Here is a 19,284-nt window from a genome sequence, read left to right on the forward strand (position 1 = left end):
CCAGACGAATCAAATCATATTGTAATGTCACAAGAACAAGCAGTAATTAATCCAAGTTGGTCAATTCACTGTGGTGTTGGTACAACAAATTATGCATTTATCTGGGCAATGTGTGGTGAGAACCAAACATATGACGATATGGATGCAGTCGCAATGGACGAATTAAGATAATAAAAAAACAAAAATCACTCATAAGAGGAGCATATAATAATGGCACAATCACCAGAAGAAATTAAGAAGAACGAAGAAGCACTAGACAAATTCAAAACAAGCTTTTTTGATTTAACAGGCAAGGTTGCTGTTATCACAGGTGGTAACACAGGTTTAGGACAAGGATATGCTGTTGCTTTAGCAGAAGCTGGAGCTGATATCTTCATCCCTACATTCGGTAAAGCAGAATGGGACGAAACACGTAGCATGATCGAAAAACGTGGACGCAAAGTTGAATTTGCTGACGTTGATTTAACAAAAGATGGTGTTCCTGAAGAAGTTGTTCAAAAAGCTATCGATACATTTGGTCACATTGATATCTTGATCAATAATGCCGGTATGATCCGTCGTAACCCATTACTTGAATCAAAAGACTCAGATTGGGATCAAGTTATCAACATCAACTTGAATGCTGTTTACCACATGTCAATGGCTGCTGCCAAAGAAATGGCAAAACAAAAATCAGGTAAGATCATCAATATCGGTTCAATGTTGTCATTCCAAGGTGGAAAATTCATTCCTTCATACACAGCCTCAAAACACGGTGTTGCAGGTCTAACAAAGTCATTTGCTAGTGAATTAGGTGCATACAATATCCAAGTTAACGCTATTGCACCAGGTTACATTAAGACAGCTAATACAGCACCTATCCGTGCTGACAAAGCTCGTAACCAAGAAATCCTTGACAGAATTCCTGCTGGTCACTGGGCAGAACCATCAGAATTGATGGGTGTCGCAGTATTCTTAGCAAGTAAGGCTTCAGATTACGTAAGTGGTCACATCCTAGCCGTTGATGGTGGTTACTTAGTACGTTAATCAAATTACTTTAAACCATGTTTAAAGATATGCGGATTCTTTATTAATGGTGTAAGTTTAAATATCATCCAAAAATACAAAAAAAGAGTGGTGCCTATGGCATCACTCTTTTAATATTCTCCCAGATATTATGGAATAAAAATGCCGAGGAAAATGATAAGACCCAAGTTAACAGATAACAGGCTAAAATTCCCAATAGAGGATTAACAAGGACAACATTACGTCCACCAAATTGCCAAATTATTTGTAACCAGAAAACGTTGGATAGGTAAGCTCGGTATGCATACGTGGCTAGAAAATGAAATAGTGATAGATATTTAGAATCAATGTTGATCTGTTTTATGGCTAAGGTCGCTATCAATCCAATTACTACTAATGAATATAACGTCATTGAAGGCTTGTAGTAAGGCGCGTCGGTCAAATGTATTGGGAATCCAAAACCGAATAATTCACAATTTGTCCAAGCAAAAATTGCGATAAATAATAATATTAGATAAGGCCAAGCCACTTTAGCAAATTTTTCTAAGCTGTCACGCTTGATCCAAGTCAACGTGCCGAAAATTCCGTAGATTAAAAAGCTAACGAACAGTCGATCCAATAAATACCAACTTTCTTCATGTGTACTGTGAAAAACGGTTAAATCGTAAAAATATATCCAAAGGAAATACCCAACTGTCGTAACGGCAATTATTAGTGAGGTATAGTTATCATTCTTTCGAATGAATTTAGCTAAGAACCAGAACAATGGCATTAGGATTATAAATTGCAGCATCATGGTGTTGTACCATAAATGAGGAGCAGCATTACCATTGATAAACTGCCAAAGAAAACTGGACCAATTATGGTATGAGTTTACTTGCTGCAGATTTGGAAATAGTAGTAGATAGGCTAGAGTCCAAAGAATGGTCGGAACAAATAGTGTTGACCATTGTTTCTTTAAATAATCTTTATAGGAAGGCTTTATCGTTCGAATAGTGGTGTAAAGAATTCCAAATATAAAAACGGGTGCAGTAAATTTTACTAAATTATAAAGAAGTCCAATTAATATTTGATAGTTTTTAGTTGGTTCAGTCCTTAGTACTATGCTCAAAACCGTTTGCATCATAACGGCGGTACAGGCAAAGACTTTCATGTAGTCCCCAATGTCAGCCTTTTTCTCTCTCAAATTAATTTCCCCCAGACAAAACTATGAATTACAAAAGGTCAAAACTTCAATTTGAATGAAGTTTTGACCTTGTTTCTACTACTATATTAGTATTAATGCGCCATGCGGGAGTCGAACCCGCATCCCAGGAACCGGAATCCTATGTGCTATCCATTACACTAACAGCGCATACTTTAATATTATCTCATTAATCAGGAAAAAGTAAATTGGTAAGAAAACGTAATCATTGTGCTTTTTTGAAACTAAACTCTTGAAAAAATAATAATACCGTATATAATAATCATTGTGCTTAGGAGATGACTTTGATCATCTGGGCTTTTATTTTTTGAGTACATGGGTCGTAAATAGACATACAGGGACAGAAAAAGTCCCATGGAGTATATCAAATGACTAATAATGAAGATTTAGAATTGCTTGATCTAATTGCTCCAGACTTCATTAAGACTCTGGAAAAGCGATTTAAAATCCTTCAGAGTATTTCATTAATGGAACCTGTTGGGCGCAGAGTGTTAGCCGATGACCTAGATGTGACTGAACGTAGTTTGAGAACTGAAACGGATTTATTGAGGAATCAAGGTTTGATCCTTTCATCTAAATCCGGAATGTCTCTAACTGAAAAGGGCAGGCACGTTGCAAGTGAACTTGGAAAGGTTCTCGCAGGTTATCAAGGTACTGCACTGATAGAAAAGAAATTGAGTCAAAAACTTGGAATTGCTCGTTGTATTGTTTTACCAGGTAATGCTGATAAACAACATGGAGTGATCGATTCCTTTGGACGAAGACTTAATCAGTTACTTGGCTCGCTTTTACCGGAAGGAAATAGTATTATTTCTGTAACGGGTGGAACGACCATGGCACGAGTTGCTCAGAATCTTTCATCTAACTTATCTAAGAATCGTAAACTGTTATTTTTACCAGCTCGCGGAGGTTTAGGTGAGTCGGTGATGATGCAGGCAAATAGTGTCTGTGCCGAGATGGCACTGAAAGCGCATGGTCAATACCGTGCCTTGTATCTTCCAGAAGATATAAGTGCTGAGAGCTTTGAATCACTGCAAAAAGAGTCTTCAATTAAGTCAGTTCTTGACTTGATATATAATAGCAATGTTGTTATTCACAGCATTGGTACGGCAAGTATCATGGCTGATCGTAGAAACCTCTCTCCAGAAGAGAAAATGAATGTTTTGGACAGTAATGCTGTTTCAGAGGCGTTTGGGGATTTCTTTGATCAAAAGGGAAGACTTGTCTACAAGGTACCTAGGATTGGACTTCATGTCCGGGACCTTGATAAAATAGAATATGTGATTGCGATTGCCGGAGGCAAAAATAAAGCTGATGCAATTAAATCATATATGAATAATGCACCTTCTCATACTATTTTAATAACTGATGAAGGTGCCTCAGAGTTGATTTTAAGGGATAACCCTTTAAAATAATATAGTTTTAATTTCCTGAAGGAGGAATTTTTGTATGACTACAAAAGTTGGTATTAATGGATTTGGACGTATCGGTCGTTTGGCATTCCGTCGTATTGCTTCAATCGACACAGATTTGGAAGTTGTTGCAATCAACGATTTAACATCACCTGCAATGCTTGCACACCTATTAAAATATGATACAGCTCATGGTAATTTTAAGGCTGATTCAATCAGTGCTACAGAAAATGCTATCATCGTTGATGGTAAGACAATCCCTGTATATGCTGAAATGAACGCTGCAGACCTTAAATGGGTTGCAAATGACGGTGTTGACATCGTTCTTGAATGTACTGGTTTCTACACATCAGCAGAAAAGGCACAAGCTCATCTTGATGCCGGTGCAAAACGTGTATTGATCTCAGCTCCATCAGGTGACATGCCTACAGTTGTTTACGGTGTAAATGACGATATTCTTACAAATGACGTTAAGATCGCTTCAGCTGGTTCATGTACAACTAACTGTCTTGCACCATTAGCTAATGCTGTTAACAAAGAATTCAGCATCAAAGCTGGTACAATGACAACAATTCACGCATACACAGCTACACAAAAACTTCAAGATGGTCCAGAACGTAAAGGTAATGTTCGTGCTGCACGTGCTGCTGCTGCAAACATCATTCCTCATTCAACTGGTGCTGCTAAGGCCCTTGGTATGGTTGTTCCTGAACTTAAAGGTAAACTTGATGGACATGCACAACGTGTTCCAGTTATCACAGGTTCAGTTACAGAATTAGTAACAACTCTTGAAAAAGAAGTTACAGTTGACCAAGTTAATGCTGCTATCAAGAAGTATACTGACAACAACCCTTCATTCGGTTACAACGATGATGAAATTGTTTCATCTGACGTTATCGGTACTTCATTCGGTTCAGTATTTGACCCAACACAAACACAAATCGTTGGTTCAGGTGATGGCCAAGTTGTAAAGACTGTTGCTTGGTATGATAACGAATCAGGATTTACTGCACAAATGGTTCGTACACTTGAAAAATTTGCTACATTAAACTAATTTAATTAGTTTCTAGCAAACAAACAGACTAATTTAGTGATTTAAATTGGCGGAGGGAGATAAACTCCTTCCGCTATTTTTTTAAGATAATTATTTGGAGGATTTATAATGGCCAAACTTATTGTTTCTGACGTTGATGTAAAAGACAAAAAGGTCTTAATGCGTGTAGATTTCAATGTTCCAATTAAAGATGGTGTTGTCGGAGATACAAACCGTATCGTTGCCGCAATCCCAACAATCAAATATGTAGCTGAACAAGGTGGTAAGGTTATCTTACTTTCTCACTTGGGTAGAATTAAGAGTGATGAAGACAAGAAAGCTTTGTCGTTGAAGCCAGTTGCTGAAAAATTGCAAGAATTAAGTGGACTATCAGTTAAGTTCGTACCAACTAACGAAGGTAAAGAACTTGAAGATGCTATCAACGAACTAAATGATGGTGACATCTTATTGATGGAAAACACTCGTTTCCAAGATATCGATAACGACTTTGGTAAACGTGAAAGTAAAAATGATCCAAAACTTGGTGAATACTGGGCATCACTTGGTGACGTATTTATCAACGACGCTTTTGGTACAGCTCACAGAAGCCATGCCTCAAACGTTGGTATTTCAACAGCTATGAAGGCTGCTGGTAAACCAGTTGCTGCTGGATACTTGATGGAAAAAGAAATCAAGTTCTTAGGTAACGCTGTTGATAACCCTGTACACCCATTCGTAACAATCCTTGGTGGTGCAAAGGTTTCAGATAAGATCGGTGTTATCGAACATCTAATTCCAAAATCAGACCACATCATTATCGGTGGTGGTATGGCATATACATTCCTAGCTGCTCAAGGCCACAAGATTGGTAAGTCATTGTTCGAAGAAGACAAAGTTGAACTTGCTAAAGACCTCCTTCAAAAAGCAGGCGACAAGATTGTTCTTCCTATCGACCACAAAGTTGCCAAAGAATTCTCAAATGATGCTGTTGCTACAACAACTTCAGATGTTGAGATTCCTGATGACGAAATGGCTCTTGATATCGGACCTAAGTCAATCGCATTGTTCAAAGATACTTTAAAAGGTGCTAAGACAGTTGTATGGAATGGACCTATGGGTGCATTCGAAATGAGCAACTTTGCTGAAGGTACACTAGAAGTTGGACGTGCACTTGGCGAATTATCAGATGCTACTACAATTGTTGGTGGTGGTGATTCTACTGCTGCTGCTAAGAGTCTTGGTATTGCTGACAAGCTAACACACATCTCAACTGGTGGTGGTGCTTCTCTTGAATATCTTGAAGGTAAAGTATTACCTGGTATCGATTCAATTTCCGACAAATAGTTAAAGGAGAATTTAATTTATGCGTACACCTATTATTGCGGGTAACTGGAAGATGAACAAAAATCCTCAAGAAACCCAAGAATTTCTAGAAGCTATCAAAGGTAAGTTGCCAGAATCTGGCGTAGAGGCTATTATTGGTGCTCCTGCTATTGATTTAAACGCACTTACATGGTTCTCAAAAGATGAACCACTTAAGACAGCTGCTGAAAACTGTTACTTCGAAGATGCCGGTGCTTTCACTGGTGAAACTTCACCAAAGGCTCTTTCAGATATGGGTCTTGACTATGTAATTATTGGTCACTCAGAAAGACGTCAATACTTCGCTGAAACTGACGAAGATATCAACAAGAAGGCACATGCTATTCTTAAGAACAACATGCTACCTATCATCTGTTGTGGTGAAACACTAGAACAACGTGAAGCTGGCAAAGCTGAAGAATGGGTAACTGGCCAAATTGAAAATGCTGTTAAGGGTATCTCTGCTGATGACTTAGCAAAATCAGTTATCGCTTACGAACCAATCTGGGCTATCGGTACTGGTAAGACTGCTACTGCTGATCAAGCACAAGAAATGGTTCATGTAATCCGTGAAAAGATTGCTAGTTTGTATGATGCTGATACTGCCGATAAAGTACGTATTCTTTACGGTGGTTCAGTTAAACCTGCAAATGTTAAAGAATTAATGTCTAAAGAAGATATTGATGGTGGACTTGTTGGTGGTGCCAGCATGGACCCTGAATCATTCTTAGCATTAGCTAACTTTCAAAAATAATAACTAATTGTTATATTTATTTTAGCCAACAAAAAGGTTAAAATTAGCTTGTATTAAAATCATAAAGGAGATTTTTAAAATATGTCTGTAATTACTGATATTTTAGGTCGCGAAGTTCTTGACTCACGTGGTAACCCAACTGTTGAAGTTGAACTATATACTGAATTAGGTGGCTTTGGCCGCGGAATCGTTCCATCAGGTGCTTCTACTGGTGAACACGAAGCTGTTGAATTACGTGATGGCGACAAATCACGTTTTGGTGGCAAGGGTGTTCTTAAAGCCGTTGCTAACGTTAACGACAAGATTGCTAAGAAGATCATTGGTATGGATGTTACTGACCAAAGAGCTATCGATCAAGCTATGATCGAATTAGATGGTACAGAAAACAAGGGTAACCTTGGTGCAAATGCTATCTTAGGTGTTTCATTGGCTGCTGCACGTGCTGCTGCTGACGAAATTGGTCTTCCATTGTACGAATACCTTGGTGGTCCTAATGCTCACGTATTGCCAACACCAATGATGAACGTTATCAATGGTGGTAAGCATGCTGATAACAACGTTGACTTCCAAGAATTCATGATCGTACCTGTTGGTGCAAAATCAGTTCACGAAGCTGTACGTATGGGTTCAGAAACTTTCCAATCACTAAAATCATTGCTTAAAGAACGTGGTCTAAACACTGCTGTTGGTGATGAAGGTGGATTTGCTCCTGACCTTGAGAATAACGAAGCTCCTTTCAAGATTTTGGTTGAAGCTATCGAAAAAGCTGGTTACAAACCTGGTGACGATGTTGCTATTGGTTTTGACTGTGCTTCATCAGAATTCTACAACACAGAAACTGGTAAATACGATCTTAAGGGTGAAGGCGAAAATGGTGCCAGCTTAACAACTGACGAATTTATCGAATTGCTTGACGGAATCGTTGAAAAGTACCCAGTTATCACAATCGAAGACCCACTTGACGAAAACAACTGGGAAGATTGGCAAAAAGTTACAAAAGCTCTTGGTAAGAAAGTACAACTTGTTGGTGATGACTTGTTCGTTACAAACACTGACTACTTGAAGAAGGGTATTGAAATGGGAGTTTCAAACTCTATCCTTATCAAACTTAACCAAATTGGTACACTTACAGAAACATTCGAAGCTATCGAAATGGCTAAAGAGGCTGGATTTACAGCTGTTGTTTCTCACCGTTCTGGTGAAACAGAAGATACAACAATTGCTGACCTTGTTGTTGCTACAAACGCAGGTCAAATCAAGACTGGTTCAATGAGCCGTACAGACCGTATTGCTAAATATAACCAATTGATGAGAATTGAAGATCAACTTGGTGACCAAGCTGAATACAAAGGTATCAAGAGTTTCTATAACTTAAACAAATAATTGATATTTGAATTAAGACTGTCGAAAGACAGTCTTTTTTTTATGTAATAAATTAATCTATAATCAAAATATTAAAAATAAAATTATGAAATATGGTTTATAAGAATGCTTACATAATGTAGAATATGCTCAAGAAATCAAATATTTATTTAATCACACGGAGAGGGCCATGAGATCAAAAATAAATAGACGATATATAGGCGTATTTATAGTATTCTTTTGTATTTGTTCAATTGGTTTTATACAAGTAAAAAAAGTTAAAGCTGATAGTGATTTTGACTCGGCTATTAATGGTGCACCGCAGGGACTTAACCTAGATGATATTTTCTCTCCAGGGACCTTTTCTGGAAATGTATCCAAAGTTATTGATGTTAATAATTCTCATGTTATTGATACAGATGCGGTGCAAATAAATAATGGTAGAAATCAAATCGGTTCTATTTGGTCAACGGACAATAACTATTTTGATTTAAATAAGGATCAGACGATGTCAATGTGGATGTATTTTGGTAATTCTACATCACCTGGAGAGGGCATGGCCTTTGTTTTACAAAACGATTCTCGAGGTTTGGCCGCTATTTCAACTGATTTATGGACCGGTATATTTGGTAATACTAAAAAGCCAACTGGAGGACAAAGTCTGGGTGTTTGGGGTGTCGATACACATTCTGACATTAGTGATACTTCAAAGTTTGCTACAACAGCAATCCAGAATAGCTGGGCTTTAGAGTTTGATACTAATATTAATGCGACTGATTCATATAGTGGTGCAGGAACTGCGGGATCATTTGATGTACCAGTGGCGAATGCTAATCAGCATATTGCGGCTAATTATCCAGGCGAGGCCTCGTCGTACTATACTCAAACCAAGTCTTTTGGATGGCCAATAACATTTAGTAGTTATTATAATTATTTAAATCATAATGGATTGATCGATAATGTTGGGTTAACCAATGGGTCGTGGCACCATTTAACGATGTCATGGGTTCCTAGAGATTCAAAAATCGGTACGATGACATATACGTTTGACGATGTTGATTCTGATGGTGGTACTAATGATGATGCTCCCTCAAAGAGTTTTGAAATCGATACTAGTAAATTTCATTCTAGTGATGGCAAGGTCAGATGGGGATTTACTGGTTCAACAAGTAGTCGCTACGAGAATAATTTGGTTGTTTTTGAATCTATACCCGATTTAGTAAATGCTGGAATTGATCCTTCAATATTTGATTTAGCTCAAAATAAAGAAATCGAAGATGGGGATACAGTTATTTCAGGTGACATTATCAATGTTTCATATGATCTCAAATATCTTGATGGCAGGCGCGATTGGAAGAATATCGTAGCAAACATACACTTACCGGGAATGGCTCCAGATCCTGATGCGGAAGATCCGTCAGTAACTGAAAGAAGTAACATTACTTATACTAGTGCCACGATCACTTATAATAACGATGCAAGCTCAACGGAGACGATTTCTTTAAATGGTATGACTAACAATCAAATCAAATATGTTTTGGCAAGAAATTTATCAACGACTGATTCCGTGGCTAAAATTGAATTTACAGGAGCAACAGAAGTAAATCGTGATACGGATATATCCGAAGAGACTTCAACTTTTAACTCAACTAACTATATTACACACGTAGAAACCCCCAAATTTAATATTCAGGCGGATAAAGGTATAGTGATCGGTTTAACTACCGGAACGAATCAAACAGTTAATGTTAATACTGACGTTAAAGTCAATGGAATAATCTTGTATGCTGGTGGGAATACAACGATAGATAATTCTCACTTTACAGTTCATACAGTTTTAAATGGTAAGGATGGTCCGAGTGGACAGATGAGTACGACTGATGATGGCTTTTTTGGAATCACTGTTAAAGCTGCCGATTTAAAACCGGGGAAGAATACATTGGATGTATATGTCACTGATGAGTATGGCAATAAATCAAATATTATAGAAGTAACGATAACGGTTGTTGGTTATTTGAACTTTGACGAAGTGTCCAATGAATCAAGTTTTAGAACTTTAAATAATTATGGACGACCGGAAATAGTTAAGAGGAATAATGATTGGAAATTATCTGTTAAAGATGAGCGCAGTACGGATAGCGAATGGAGAGTTGTCGCTAATGCTACGGAATTAAAGACTAGTAGCGGTGTGGCTTTACAAGGTGGATTGATCTTTAAGGACAATGATTCGATAACGTCACTGGTAAATAATACTACGGTGATAGCTACTCACGTTAAAACAAATAATAATACTTCGATAACAGATATTATAAATTCTTGGAATGAAGATGATGGGATCTTACTTAGAACTACCAGTACAGAACTTGACGGGATATATAAAGGGACAATAAGTTGGAGTTTATACGATACAATTTAAAGCGGCTTTGAGTCGCTTTTTTATTTTGTAAATTTTAGGTTATACTTTTAAGCATGGGGTGAAATTTATGAAAGTTTTAGTAGCAGATAATGATAAATTAAAATTGACCTTAGGTGGAGTGATTGTAGGGATTTTATCCGGTTTGATAGTCAGTGCTTTCCGCTGGTCGATTGCTCGTTTATTAGTAGTTTTTCAAAGTGCTTATACAGCAGCTAGATCAAATGTAATTTTAATATTGGCATTATTAGTTTTAGTGGTTGTAGTAGGACTATTGGTCAGCCGTCTGTTGAAAAAGGAACCTAATATTTCCGGTTCCGGTATTCCTCAAGTTGAAGCTCAACTGGCAGGAGAAATGGAACTCAAATGGTGGCCAATTTTATGGAAGAAATTTGTCGGTGGTATTTTGGCTATTGGACCGGGATTATTTCTTGGACGCGAAGGTCCATCTATTCAGTTAGGTGCTGCAGTTGGTCAAGGATTCAGTGAGTTTACTAATGAAAATGGTGTCTCCAAAAGGGTCTTGATCGCCAGTGGTGCTGCAGGTGGTTTGGCAGCTGCATTCAATGCTCCAATAGCAGGAGCTATGTTTGTTTTGGAAGAGGTCTATCATAATTTTTCACCATTAGTTTGGGTCACGGCGTTGGCAAGTTCTGTAAGTTCAAATTTGATAGCATTGTATGTTTTTGGACTAAGACCAGTTCTAGATGTCCCATATAAGTTCAGTATGCCAATTAAATATTACTGGCATCTACTATTATTAGGAATTGTTTTAGGACTACTAGGCCGCTTATATCAGGTTGTTTTGTTATCTATGCCGGCCCTATATTCTAAAACTAGAATTTCTCGCAATTTACAGGGGTTGGTTCCATTAGTTTTGATCGTTCCGGTAGGGATGATGTTTCCTATGTTTATCGGTGGTGGTAACGGGATAATTATTAACTTGACTAATTTAGGGACTAATTTAAAACTTCTGATTGGTTTACTAGTGTTACGATTTGTTTTTTCAATGATTTCTTATGGATCGGGATTACCTGGTGGTATTTTCTTACCAATTCTAAATTTGGGAGCAATTATCGGAGCGGTCTATGCAGTTTCTATGCATAGTCTAGGATTATTACCGTTAGCATTTGAGAGCAATCTGATAATTTTTGCTATGGCGGGATATTTTGCCTGCATTGGTAAAGCGCCTTTTACGGCTATTATTTTGGTTACTGAAATGGTTGGTTCATTGAAACATTTGATGCCTTTGGCAGTTATTTCTTTGATTGCATACTTAGTAGTTGATCTATTAGATGGTGCACCTATTTATGAATCTCTGAAAGAACGTCTGAATGTCGATTCTAATTTCTTGAATAAGGCAAGTAAATTTAACGATCGTCTGGAGATCTCAGTTTTCGAAGGTAGTTCGATCGATGGTAAATATATTCGTGATGTGCCATTTCCCAAAGATATTTTGATCGTGGCAATTTATCGTGGTGAGACACAGATTATCCCTCGTGGTGATACAGTTATAAAGGCTGGCGACAGGTTAATTACTATGGTGAATGCGGCTAAGCGTGCTAAAATGAAGAAGATTATGGAAGATCTGATTAACTGATTGGACTAGAATTTTAGTGTTAATTATGTTATTGTGTTAGAAGTGATTTCAGCTTTAAACACCATGAACGGAGGTTTTTATAAGGTGTATAACGTTATTGAAATAGCCTTAGTTATTGTTTCGGTACTCATAGTCATTGCAGTGCTAATGCAACCAAGTAAGCAACAAGATGCTTTGAACGCATTGTCCGGTGGTGGCGGTGATTTGTTCACTAAGCAAAAAAAGCGCGGTTTTGAAGCCGTAATGGTTAAGGTTACCTATGTATTACTTGTACTATTTTTTGCATTTTCACTAGTATTGGTATACTTATCATCTCATTAAAAAACGTATCCTCCTGATGAATCTCAGGGGGTTTTTTATTATCAGGAAGGGAAGAATGTTATGAAAATATTGCAACCAAAACCGTTTTTCTTTAATAAAGGAAATAAAGCGGTCATCCTGCTTCATTCCTTTAGCGGAACTCCTAATGATATGCGTTTGATGGGAAGAACCTTGGAACGTAGTGGTTATTCAGTTTATGCTCCCATGTTTGCTGGACATGGTACAAGTGAACCACTAGATATTTTAGAAAAAGGTCATCCTGATATTTGGTGGCAACAAGTGCTCGATGCAATCGAGTTTTTAAAGCAAGAAGGAAAAGATGAGTTTTATGTCTTTGGATTATCTTTAGGAGCAATTTTTGCTACCAAAGCATTGGAAGAATGCCCAGAAGTTAGAACTGGCGGCGTTTTTGGATCACCTTTATATGCGGATACTTTTGCCAGTGTTAGACGTGCCTTCTTGACCTATGCCAGAAAAGTTTACGAAATCCATGATATGGATGAAGTTGAGTTAGATAAGAAAATGCGCCTAGTAGATTCAAAGATAGATTTAATGTTGACAAACATTAATAAAACAGCAGATACTGTTGCTAATAAGCTTCCAGAATTGGATAAGCCATATTTTATTGGTCAAGGAACGACTGATGAAATGGTTGATCCTGAAAAAGCCGGTTTGGTAGCTAAAGATGTCCAAAAAGCTAAATTACATTGGTATGAGGCTGGACACGTTTTAACAATAAATCATGCCCATAAACAGCTTGAAAGTGATTTGTTGAAATTTTTAGAAAATAATTGAGGATAGAAATGCCTGATAAAGAAGAAAAATTAATTGCAGATATATTGGAATTTTTCAGAAGTAATCCTGATAAACGATATACATCTGAAAAAATTGAAGATGCCCTAAGACTTCACGGCTCTTCAGCTTTTAAACGTGTTGTTAAGTCATTGGCTGTACTTGAAGGTGAAGGTAAAATTACTTTGACCAATAAAGATGAGTTTAAAATGACACAACAAGACAAAGTTCTAGAAGGAACTTTTAAGGGAAATGATAAGGGATTTGGTTTCGTTCGTTACGACGAGGTTGAACCGGATGCTTTCGTTACCCGTGATAATACTTTACACGCCGTTAATGGCGATACAGTCGAAGTAAAAATTACTAAACCTTCAAATCCTTGGATCGACAAAGGACCTGAAGGAGAGGTTATTAAAATTGTAGAACGTTCACTTACAAAAATTGTTGGTGAATTCTATCCATACAGTGATACCCAGGTTGAAAAATCTGGTCATTTTGGATATGTTAAGAGTCATGAAAAGAAGATTGCTTCCTATATGATCTTTATCTCTAATAAGGGTCTACATCCTCAAATGGGTGATATGGTTCAAGTATCGATCGATGAATATCCTAATGATAAACATCCACAAAGTATGGAAGGAACTGCTCTAGAAATTCTGGGTAATAAGAATGATCCCGGTGTTGACATTATGTCTATCGTAATTGATAACGACATCAACCCAGAGTTTCCTAATGATGTTCTAAAACAAGCTGAATCAATTCCTGATCATGTCTTGGAAAGTGATCGTGTTGGTAGAAAAGATTTAACTGACAATATGGTCATCACAATTGATGGGGATGATTCAAAAGATTTTGATGATGCTGTCGGAGTTGAGAAACTTCCTAATGGTAATTATCACTTGGAAGTTCATATTGCTGATGTAACTCACTATGTTACTGAAGGTTCTGCCTTGGATACAGAAGCATACGAACGTGGAACAAGTACTTATTTGGTTGACCGTGTTATTCCAATGTTGCCATTTAGATTATCAAATGGTATATGTTCATTGAATCCAGGTGAGGACCGTTTGGCCCTGACTTGTGACATGGAAATTGACACAGAGGGTAATGTTATCAAACATGATATTTATCCTAGTGTTATTCAATCAAAATACCGTATGACATATAACAATGTTAATAAGATCTTAGATGGTGATCCTGATCTATTAGCTGAATATAAAGATTTAGCACCAACAATCACCGTAATGGCTGAATTGCATAAGATTCTCTTTAACAAGCGTCACCTTCGTGGTGCCATTGACTTTGAAGAAACAGAAGCACAAATCATTGTTGATGAAAATGGTAAGCCAATCGACATTAAACTAAGAGAACGTGGTACTTCTGAGCGTATGATCGAATCGTTCATGTTAGCTGCTAATGAAACAGTTGCTGAACACTACAGTTTGAAACATGTACCATTCTTGTATCGTGTCCATGAAAAACCTGATGATGAAAAAGTTAAGCGATTCTTTGAGTTCGTTGCCGCAATGGGTGTTGATGTCAAAGGTAATCTAAAAGAAATAACTCCTAAGATGTTCCAAGGTGTGCTTGCTAAAGTAATTGGTACACCTGAAGAAGCAGTTGTAACGATTATGTTATTGAGAAGTATGCAACAAGCCAGATATTCTGATAATCCACTAGGACATTTCGGATTGGCTGCTAAATACTATACTCACTTTACATCTCCAATTCGTCGTTATCCTGACCTTATTGTTCACAGAATGATCCACAGTTATGCCGAAAATGGATTTACTGATGATGAACAAGCTAAGTGGGCTGGAAAACTTAGTGAAATTGCTGAACATTCATCTGGACGTGAAAGAAAATCAATCGATGCTGAACGTGCTGTTGATGATTTGAAGAAGACTGAATATATGGCTGATCAAGTTGGACAAGAATTTGACGCTGTTGTTGGTTCAGTTACAAGTTTTGGTATGTTCATTCAATTAGATAATACTGTTGAAGGTTTGATTCATATTTCTAACATGAAGGATGACTTCTATGAATATGATGAGAAGAGCATGTCGATGCATGGTCGTGGAACTGGTAAGACATTCAAGGTTGGACAACCAATCAAGGTAAAACTTATCAGAGCCGATGTTGAACACAGACAAATTGACTTTGAGCGTGTGCTGAATAAAGAAGAACAAGAACAAGTTGAGAAGCGTGAAGCTGAATTTAAGAAACGTCGTTCTAACTCTAATCATGGTCGTAGAAATAATCGTCATGGTAATAATGATAAGGGACACGGTAAGAGACGCGGTAAATACGAAAGTCGGTGATAAATAATGAGAAAACATCGTACAAAGGCTGCTAATGAAGTAGCTAATAACCGTAAAGCTCGTCATGATTATAATATTCTGGATACATATGAAGCTGGGATCAGTTTGACAGGGACTGAGATCAAATCGGTTCGTGCCAGCAAAATCAATATTCGAGATGGATTCGTTCAAGCTCGAAACGGTGAATTATGGTTAGAGAATGTTAATATCAGTATTTATGATCAAGGGAATCAGTTCAATCATGATCCTTTGAGAAATCGTAAATTGCTTTTGCATCGCAAAGAAATCAGAAAAATTGGTTCTACGATTCAAGAAAAAGGTATTACTGTAGTACCTTTGAAAGTTTACTTGAAGCATGGATTCGCTAAAGTTTTGATTGGCATTGCGGAAGGTAAAAAGCAATATGACAAGCGTGAAACAATTAAAAGACGTGATCAAGAAAGAGAAATTCAACGTGCAATCAAAAATGCATATTGATCTTTCGAGGGTCATGCCTTTTTTATTTATTTTATATAGGAAAATGGTTATCTGTTTGGTAAGATATAACTAAAAGAAGCCATGAGGTATTCCTTTGAATCAGACTGCCAATTATCTACTCAGAGTTTTAGAAAAAGAATTGTCTAAAAAGAAGCTTGATAAATTTACTATGGCTGATCTTATTCGCTGTTCCGGGGTAAAACGCAGTACGATTTATTATTATTTTGGAGATCTGAATGAAGTTTACGATGCATATCTAGAAAATTTGCTTACTAAAAGAATTGTTATGACTAATATAAATGAGCAAATTTCGGAATTGGTATACTTCATTTCAACTAAGGAAATTCTCTGTCTTAATCTTTATCATTTGACCAAAGCACAGGTACGACGAAATTATTTCTTGAAAATTCTAAATGAATCCTTTCAACAATTTGACCTTTGTAGTGAAGAACAAGGAATATATTTGGTGGGAGGATTTTTATTTATTTTAATGAATTGGTTTGATACTGGTTTAGATGAGCATGATCGTATAATACTAAAGCAATTGATGGATTATATTGAATTCGTTAGGACTAATAACTAGTTCATTGCTTTGACGAATTGTCAAAGTATTCGACAGTTTTCCGAAAGTGTAGATATTTTTTACATGTAAAAACCGGTATTATATTGTTTGAGCACAGCTCACAATAAAACCTATGAACGATTTTTCTGGCACTGACTTGATCCCAGAATTTAACAAGTCAGTGCTTTTTTTGCGGGAAAGTGTTAGATAATGTATGATATTTACGAGGTGAAATAATGTTTAGATATGCAAAAGAAGAGGATGTAGATCAGATATTACCAACTCTTTTCCAAATTTTTGACGAAATGGAAATGGATATTTTTAAAGAGTACGGTGATGAAACTATGAAGAGTATCATCCGTGAGGGATTTTTCTTAGAGAATTACCGTTATGGTTTGAATCATATTTTGGTAAATGAAATTGATGGAAAGGTTGCAGCCATTGCAATCGGATATCCTGAGAAATTAGAAGATACGATTGATGTGCCATTACATAAAATCATGCAAAAACATGGAATCAAAGAAGCATCATTCTTTACAGATGAAGAAGCTTGGCCAGGCGAGTGGTATTTGGATTCATTTGCCGTTGCACCAGAGTTCCAAAACCAAGGTGTTGGTACAAAGACTTTGCTTGAGTTTATTGAAGTTATTCGTAAACGTGGCGAAAAAATTCTTAGTTTGAATGTTGATGTTGATAATGCACCGGCACAACATGTATATAAAAAGGTTGGATTCAAGAAAGTTGGACAATTGTATATTGGTAGTCATTTGTATGACCATATGCAATATGATTTAACTGCTGAATAGTTGTTTGATTGCCGCCGCAGAGTTTGAGTAATTCCACCTGTTACGCGACCGTTTCCAGCCAAGGTCTGGAAACTCGATTTTGAGCTTTGCTACGCAAATCTCAGAATCGTCCATGGTGTAAGGACGGAAAAACACCGTCCAACACCATTTTCGCAACTGGTTCCATTACTCAAACTCTGTGACTTTATTTAATTATTGAAATAATAGTCCTAAGGAAACTGGTTTTATAATCCAATCCTTGGTTTTTATTCTTTATAAAAGGATTAAAAAGAGTTGCATAACACGACTATCTGAAGTGTGATGCAACTCTTTTTATGTATCGACTTTCAACCTTTAAATAGTAAAAAGAATCATGCAATTATTTATATTAAAAACAGACTAAGCTTAGTCTGTTTTTAGTTACCAAAGATAGTTTTTAGAGTATTATCTTATTGTTATTAAAAATTATAAGGGAAAATAATTATGCAAAATCTTAGTTATACGAATATTGTTTTAGCATTACTAATCTTGTATGTGGTAATTAAGCGTCAGTTGGAACCGAGAACCGTTAAGTTTAAACCGGAGTTTTTCATTGTGGTTATTTTATTCGGAATTGCTTCAATTGGGGATGCTGTAAACAAACAACATCTTGATCTTGCTCAGAATAAAATTATTATTTTCGGAATCCTTAGTCTGATAAGTGCAGCTATTTTTTCGGCATTGCGAGCCTTATCGTATAAGTTCTGGCTTGATGATGATAAATTAGTTATGCGCGAAGGAAATTGGTTAACGATTGTCTGGTGGGTCATCGGTATCGGGATGCACGTAGCAGTTGATCGAATTTGGACTGGAAGTTCAGTGACGTTACTATTGTATTTAGGGGTAACTTTATTAATACAGCGGGGAATGGTTTGGTATCGAGCTTCATCTAAATATCCTCAAGAAATATCAGCTAATGTCGCTGCGCAACAAAAGGATAGAAGTAGACATAATAGGCGTCAGGCACGTCGTCGTGAAAGACATCATTAATGATAAAATTAAAAAGTATCTGTGAGAAGCAAAGAAAAATATTTTCTAGCTTGTTGCAAATACTTTTTTTGCTTTTTGAGCAAGAAAACTGCAAAAAGCCCACGCTGTAGTAACTCTGAAAACATTCTAGGCGAACTATACCAACTGTCAAAAAGAACGTACTTAGCTTTTATGCTACTTTTTAAAGCAGAATCTACTAGCTCAAGAGCTACATCATTCATCTTACGTTCTGCTTGATTGCGTCTTTTATATGACAAAAAACGCTTATCAAATTGTTTGGAAACTCCTAACTGATTCTCTTTTTTTATGCTGACATTAGCGCAAAATTTATTGGTAAAAAAGTATTTCCATCACTCCAACCTGCGGTTAGAGTGTAGAATTCTTTAAAATAGACATGGACATGAACACTTCTTTATATATTGGTTTCAGCGACTTAAAGACTTAAATATAAGGATATGAGTAAGCCAATGTCTATTTTTGTACAATAAAACCCCGGCATGCCGGGGTTATTGTGTAATATTCAACTTTCAATCTTTATGTATCAATTATTTAAATAGTAGTAGGAAGGAATGAGAATATTCACCAGCTATGAGAGTGGCGTTATTGCTTTAGCAATTACACCACCGGGCGAGTTTGAAAACTTGTTGAACTTTACAAGGTTTCAAACCGAGATTCGAGACCGTTTCTCAGGCTCGAATCGGTCCGCAGTGCGCCCGGCATGGGTGTTAACTTGGTGGTGAAAGTCCACTGTGAGCCGTAGTAGTCGGAATCACTAGTTGAGGGAAAGGGTGTTCACCGCGAGGTGGAATCTGAAGGAAGCCTAAGACAAAGTACCGAGCTGATGTACAAGAA

At 36.9% G+C, this 19,284-nt stretch carries 16 protein-coding genes, 1 tRNA gene and 2 pseudogenes; 16 read left to right on the plus strand and 3 right to left on the minus strand.

Features of this window, described 5'->3' with window-relative positions; genetic code table 11:
* Nucleotides 1–171 (plus strand): annotated as a pseudogene (locus EKM60_RS10490) (5-deoxy-glucuronate isomerase); the annotation flags it as partial.
* Nucleotides 172–210: 39 nt separating this feature from the next.
* The gene (gene kduD, locus EKM60_RS10495; RefSeq protein WP_125715240.1) at nucleotides 211–1,026 is read left to right on the plus strand and encodes a 2-dehydro-3-deoxy-D-gluconate 5-dehydrogenase KduD; all 816 of its coding nucleotides are present in this window, start codon (nucleotides 211–213) and stop codon (nucleotides 1,024–1,026) included.
* Nucleotides 1,027–1,120: 94 nt separating this feature from the next.
* Here the strand turns inward: kduD and EKM60_RS10500 are convergent, their stop codons facing one another.
* Both EKM60_RS10500 and EKM60_RS10505 read right to left on the minus strand, forming a co-directional pair.
* On the minus strand, nucleotides 1,121–2,191 hold the full coding sequence (locus EKM60_RS10500) for an acyltransferase (protein WP_318530700.1): 1,071 nt from the start codon (nucleotides 2,189–2,191) through the stop codon (nucleotides 1,121–1,123).
* 96 nt (nucleotides 2,192–2,287) lie between these two features.
* Nucleotides 2,288–2,359 (minus strand) — tRNA-Arg (locus tag EKM60_RS10505).
* A gap of 218 nt (nucleotides 2,360–2,577) precedes the next feature.
* On the opposite strand from EKM60_RS10505, the gene EKM60_RS10510 reads away from it, so the two are divergent.
* From EKM60_RS10510 to EKM60_RS10575, 14 genes are all read left to right on the plus strand, one after another.
* Nucleotides 2,578–3,624, plus strand: a complete 1,047-nt coding sequence (locus tag EKM60_RS10510) for a sugar-binding transcriptional regulator (RefSeq protein ID WP_125715242.1) — start codon at nucleotides 2,578–2,580, stop codon at nucleotides 3,622–3,624.
* Between the two features lie 34 nt (nucleotides 3,625–3,658).
* Entirely contained in the window at nucleotides 3,659–4,675 is a 1,017-nt protein-coding gene (gene gap / locus EKM60_RS10515) for a type I glyceraldehyde-3-phosphate dehydrogenase (protein ID WP_125715244.1), read from the plus strand.
* A 108-nt stretch (nucleotides 4,676–4,783) separates the two neighbouring features.
* Nucleotides 4,784–5,998, plus strand: coding sequence for a phosphoglycerate kinase (locus tag EKM60_RS10520; protein ID WP_125715246.1), 1,215 nt, complete (start codon nucleotides 4,784–4,786; stop codon nucleotides 5,996–5,998).
* Between the two features lie 19 nt (nucleotides 5,999–6,017).
* Complete coding sequence (gene tpiA, locus EKM60_RS10525) at nucleotides 6,018–6,770, plus strand: triose-phosphate isomerase (protein WP_125715248.1); 753 nt, start codon at nucleotides 6,018–6,020, stop codon at nucleotides 6,768–6,770.
* Between the two features lie 81 nt (nucleotides 6,771–6,851).
* Complete coding sequence (gene eno / locus EKM60_RS10530; protein ID WP_125715250.1) at nucleotides 6,852–8,153, plus strand: phosphopyruvate hydratase; 1,302 nt, start codon at nucleotides 6,852–6,854, stop codon at nucleotides 8,151–8,153.
* A 169-nt stretch (nucleotides 8,154–8,322) separates the two neighbouring features.
* Nucleotides 8,323–10,548, plus strand: coding sequence for a hypothetical protein (locus tag EKM60_RS10535; protein WP_125715252.1), 2,226 nt, complete (start codon nucleotides 8,323–8,325; stop codon nucleotides 10,546–10,548).
* Nucleotides 10,549–10,615: 67 nt separating this feature from the next.
* Nucleotides 10,616–12,145: a ClC family H(+)/Cl(-) exchange transporter gene (locus EKM60_RS10540; RefSeq protein WP_125715254.1), complete on the plus strand. Its 1,530-nt coding sequence runs from the start codon at nucleotides 10,616–10,618 to the stop codon at nucleotides 12,143–12,145.
* A 63-nt stretch (nucleotides 12,146–12,208) separates the two neighbouring features.
* On the plus strand, nucleotides 12,209–12,466 hold the full coding sequence (gene secG / locus EKM60_RS10545; RefSeq protein ID WP_404811415.1) for a preprotein translocase subunit SecG: 258 nt from the start codon (nucleotides 12,209–12,211) through the stop codon (nucleotides 12,464–12,466).
* A gap of 60 nt (nucleotides 12,467–12,526) precedes the next feature.
* On the plus strand, nucleotides 12,527–13,261 hold the full coding sequence (locus EKM60_RS10550; protein ID WP_125715258.1) for an alpha/beta hydrolase: 735 nt from the start codon (nucleotides 12,527–12,529) through the stop codon (nucleotides 13,259–13,261).
* A gap of 8 nt (nucleotides 13,262–13,269) precedes the next feature.
* Nucleotides 13,270–15,579: a ribonuclease R gene (gene rnr / locus EKM60_RS10555; protein WP_125715260.1), complete on the plus strand. Its 2,310-nt coding sequence runs from the start codon at nucleotides 13,270–13,272 to the stop codon at nucleotides 15,577–15,579.
* A gap of 3 nt (nucleotides 15,580–15,582) precedes the next feature.
* Nucleotides 15,583–16,056 (plus strand): SsrA-binding protein SmpB, encoded by a 474-nt coding sequence (gene smpB / locus EKM60_RS10560; RefSeq protein ID WP_318530701.1) that lies wholly within the window; start codon nucleotides 15,583–15,585, stop codon nucleotides 16,054–16,056.
* A gap of 94 nt (nucleotides 16,057–16,150) precedes the next feature.
* A complete protein-coding gene (locus EKM60_RS10565; protein WP_164508389.1) occupies nucleotides 16,151–16,639 on the plus strand; it encodes a TetR/AcrR family transcriptional regulator in 489 nt (162 codons plus the stop codon).
* A gap of 215 nt (nucleotides 16,640–16,854) precedes the next feature.
* On the plus strand, nucleotides 16,855–17,424 hold the full coding sequence (locus EKM60_RS10570; protein ID WP_125715266.1) for a GNAT family N-acetyltransferase: 570 nt from the start codon (nucleotides 16,855–16,857) through the stop codon (nucleotides 17,422–17,424).
* A gap of 462 nt (nucleotides 17,425–17,886) precedes the next feature.
* Nucleotides 17,887–18,432: a hypothetical protein gene (locus tag EKM60_RS10575; protein WP_125715268.1), complete on the plus strand. Its 546-nt coding sequence runs from the start codon at nucleotides 17,887–17,889 to the stop codon at nucleotides 18,430–18,432.
* A 62-nt stretch (nucleotides 18,433–18,494) separates the two neighbouring features.
* Here EKM60_RS10575 and EKM60_RS11235 read toward each other — a convergent pair.
* Nucleotides 18,495–18,823: pseudogene (locus EKM60_RS11235) on the minus strand (transposase); the annotation flags it as partial.
* Nucleotides 18,824–19,284: the final 461 nt, after the last annotated feature.

The organism is Companilactobacillus kedongensis, assembly GCF_003946625.1.
GTDB lineage: Bacteria > Bacillota > Bacilli > Lactobacillales > Lactobacillaceae > Companilactobacillus > Companilactobacillus kedongensis.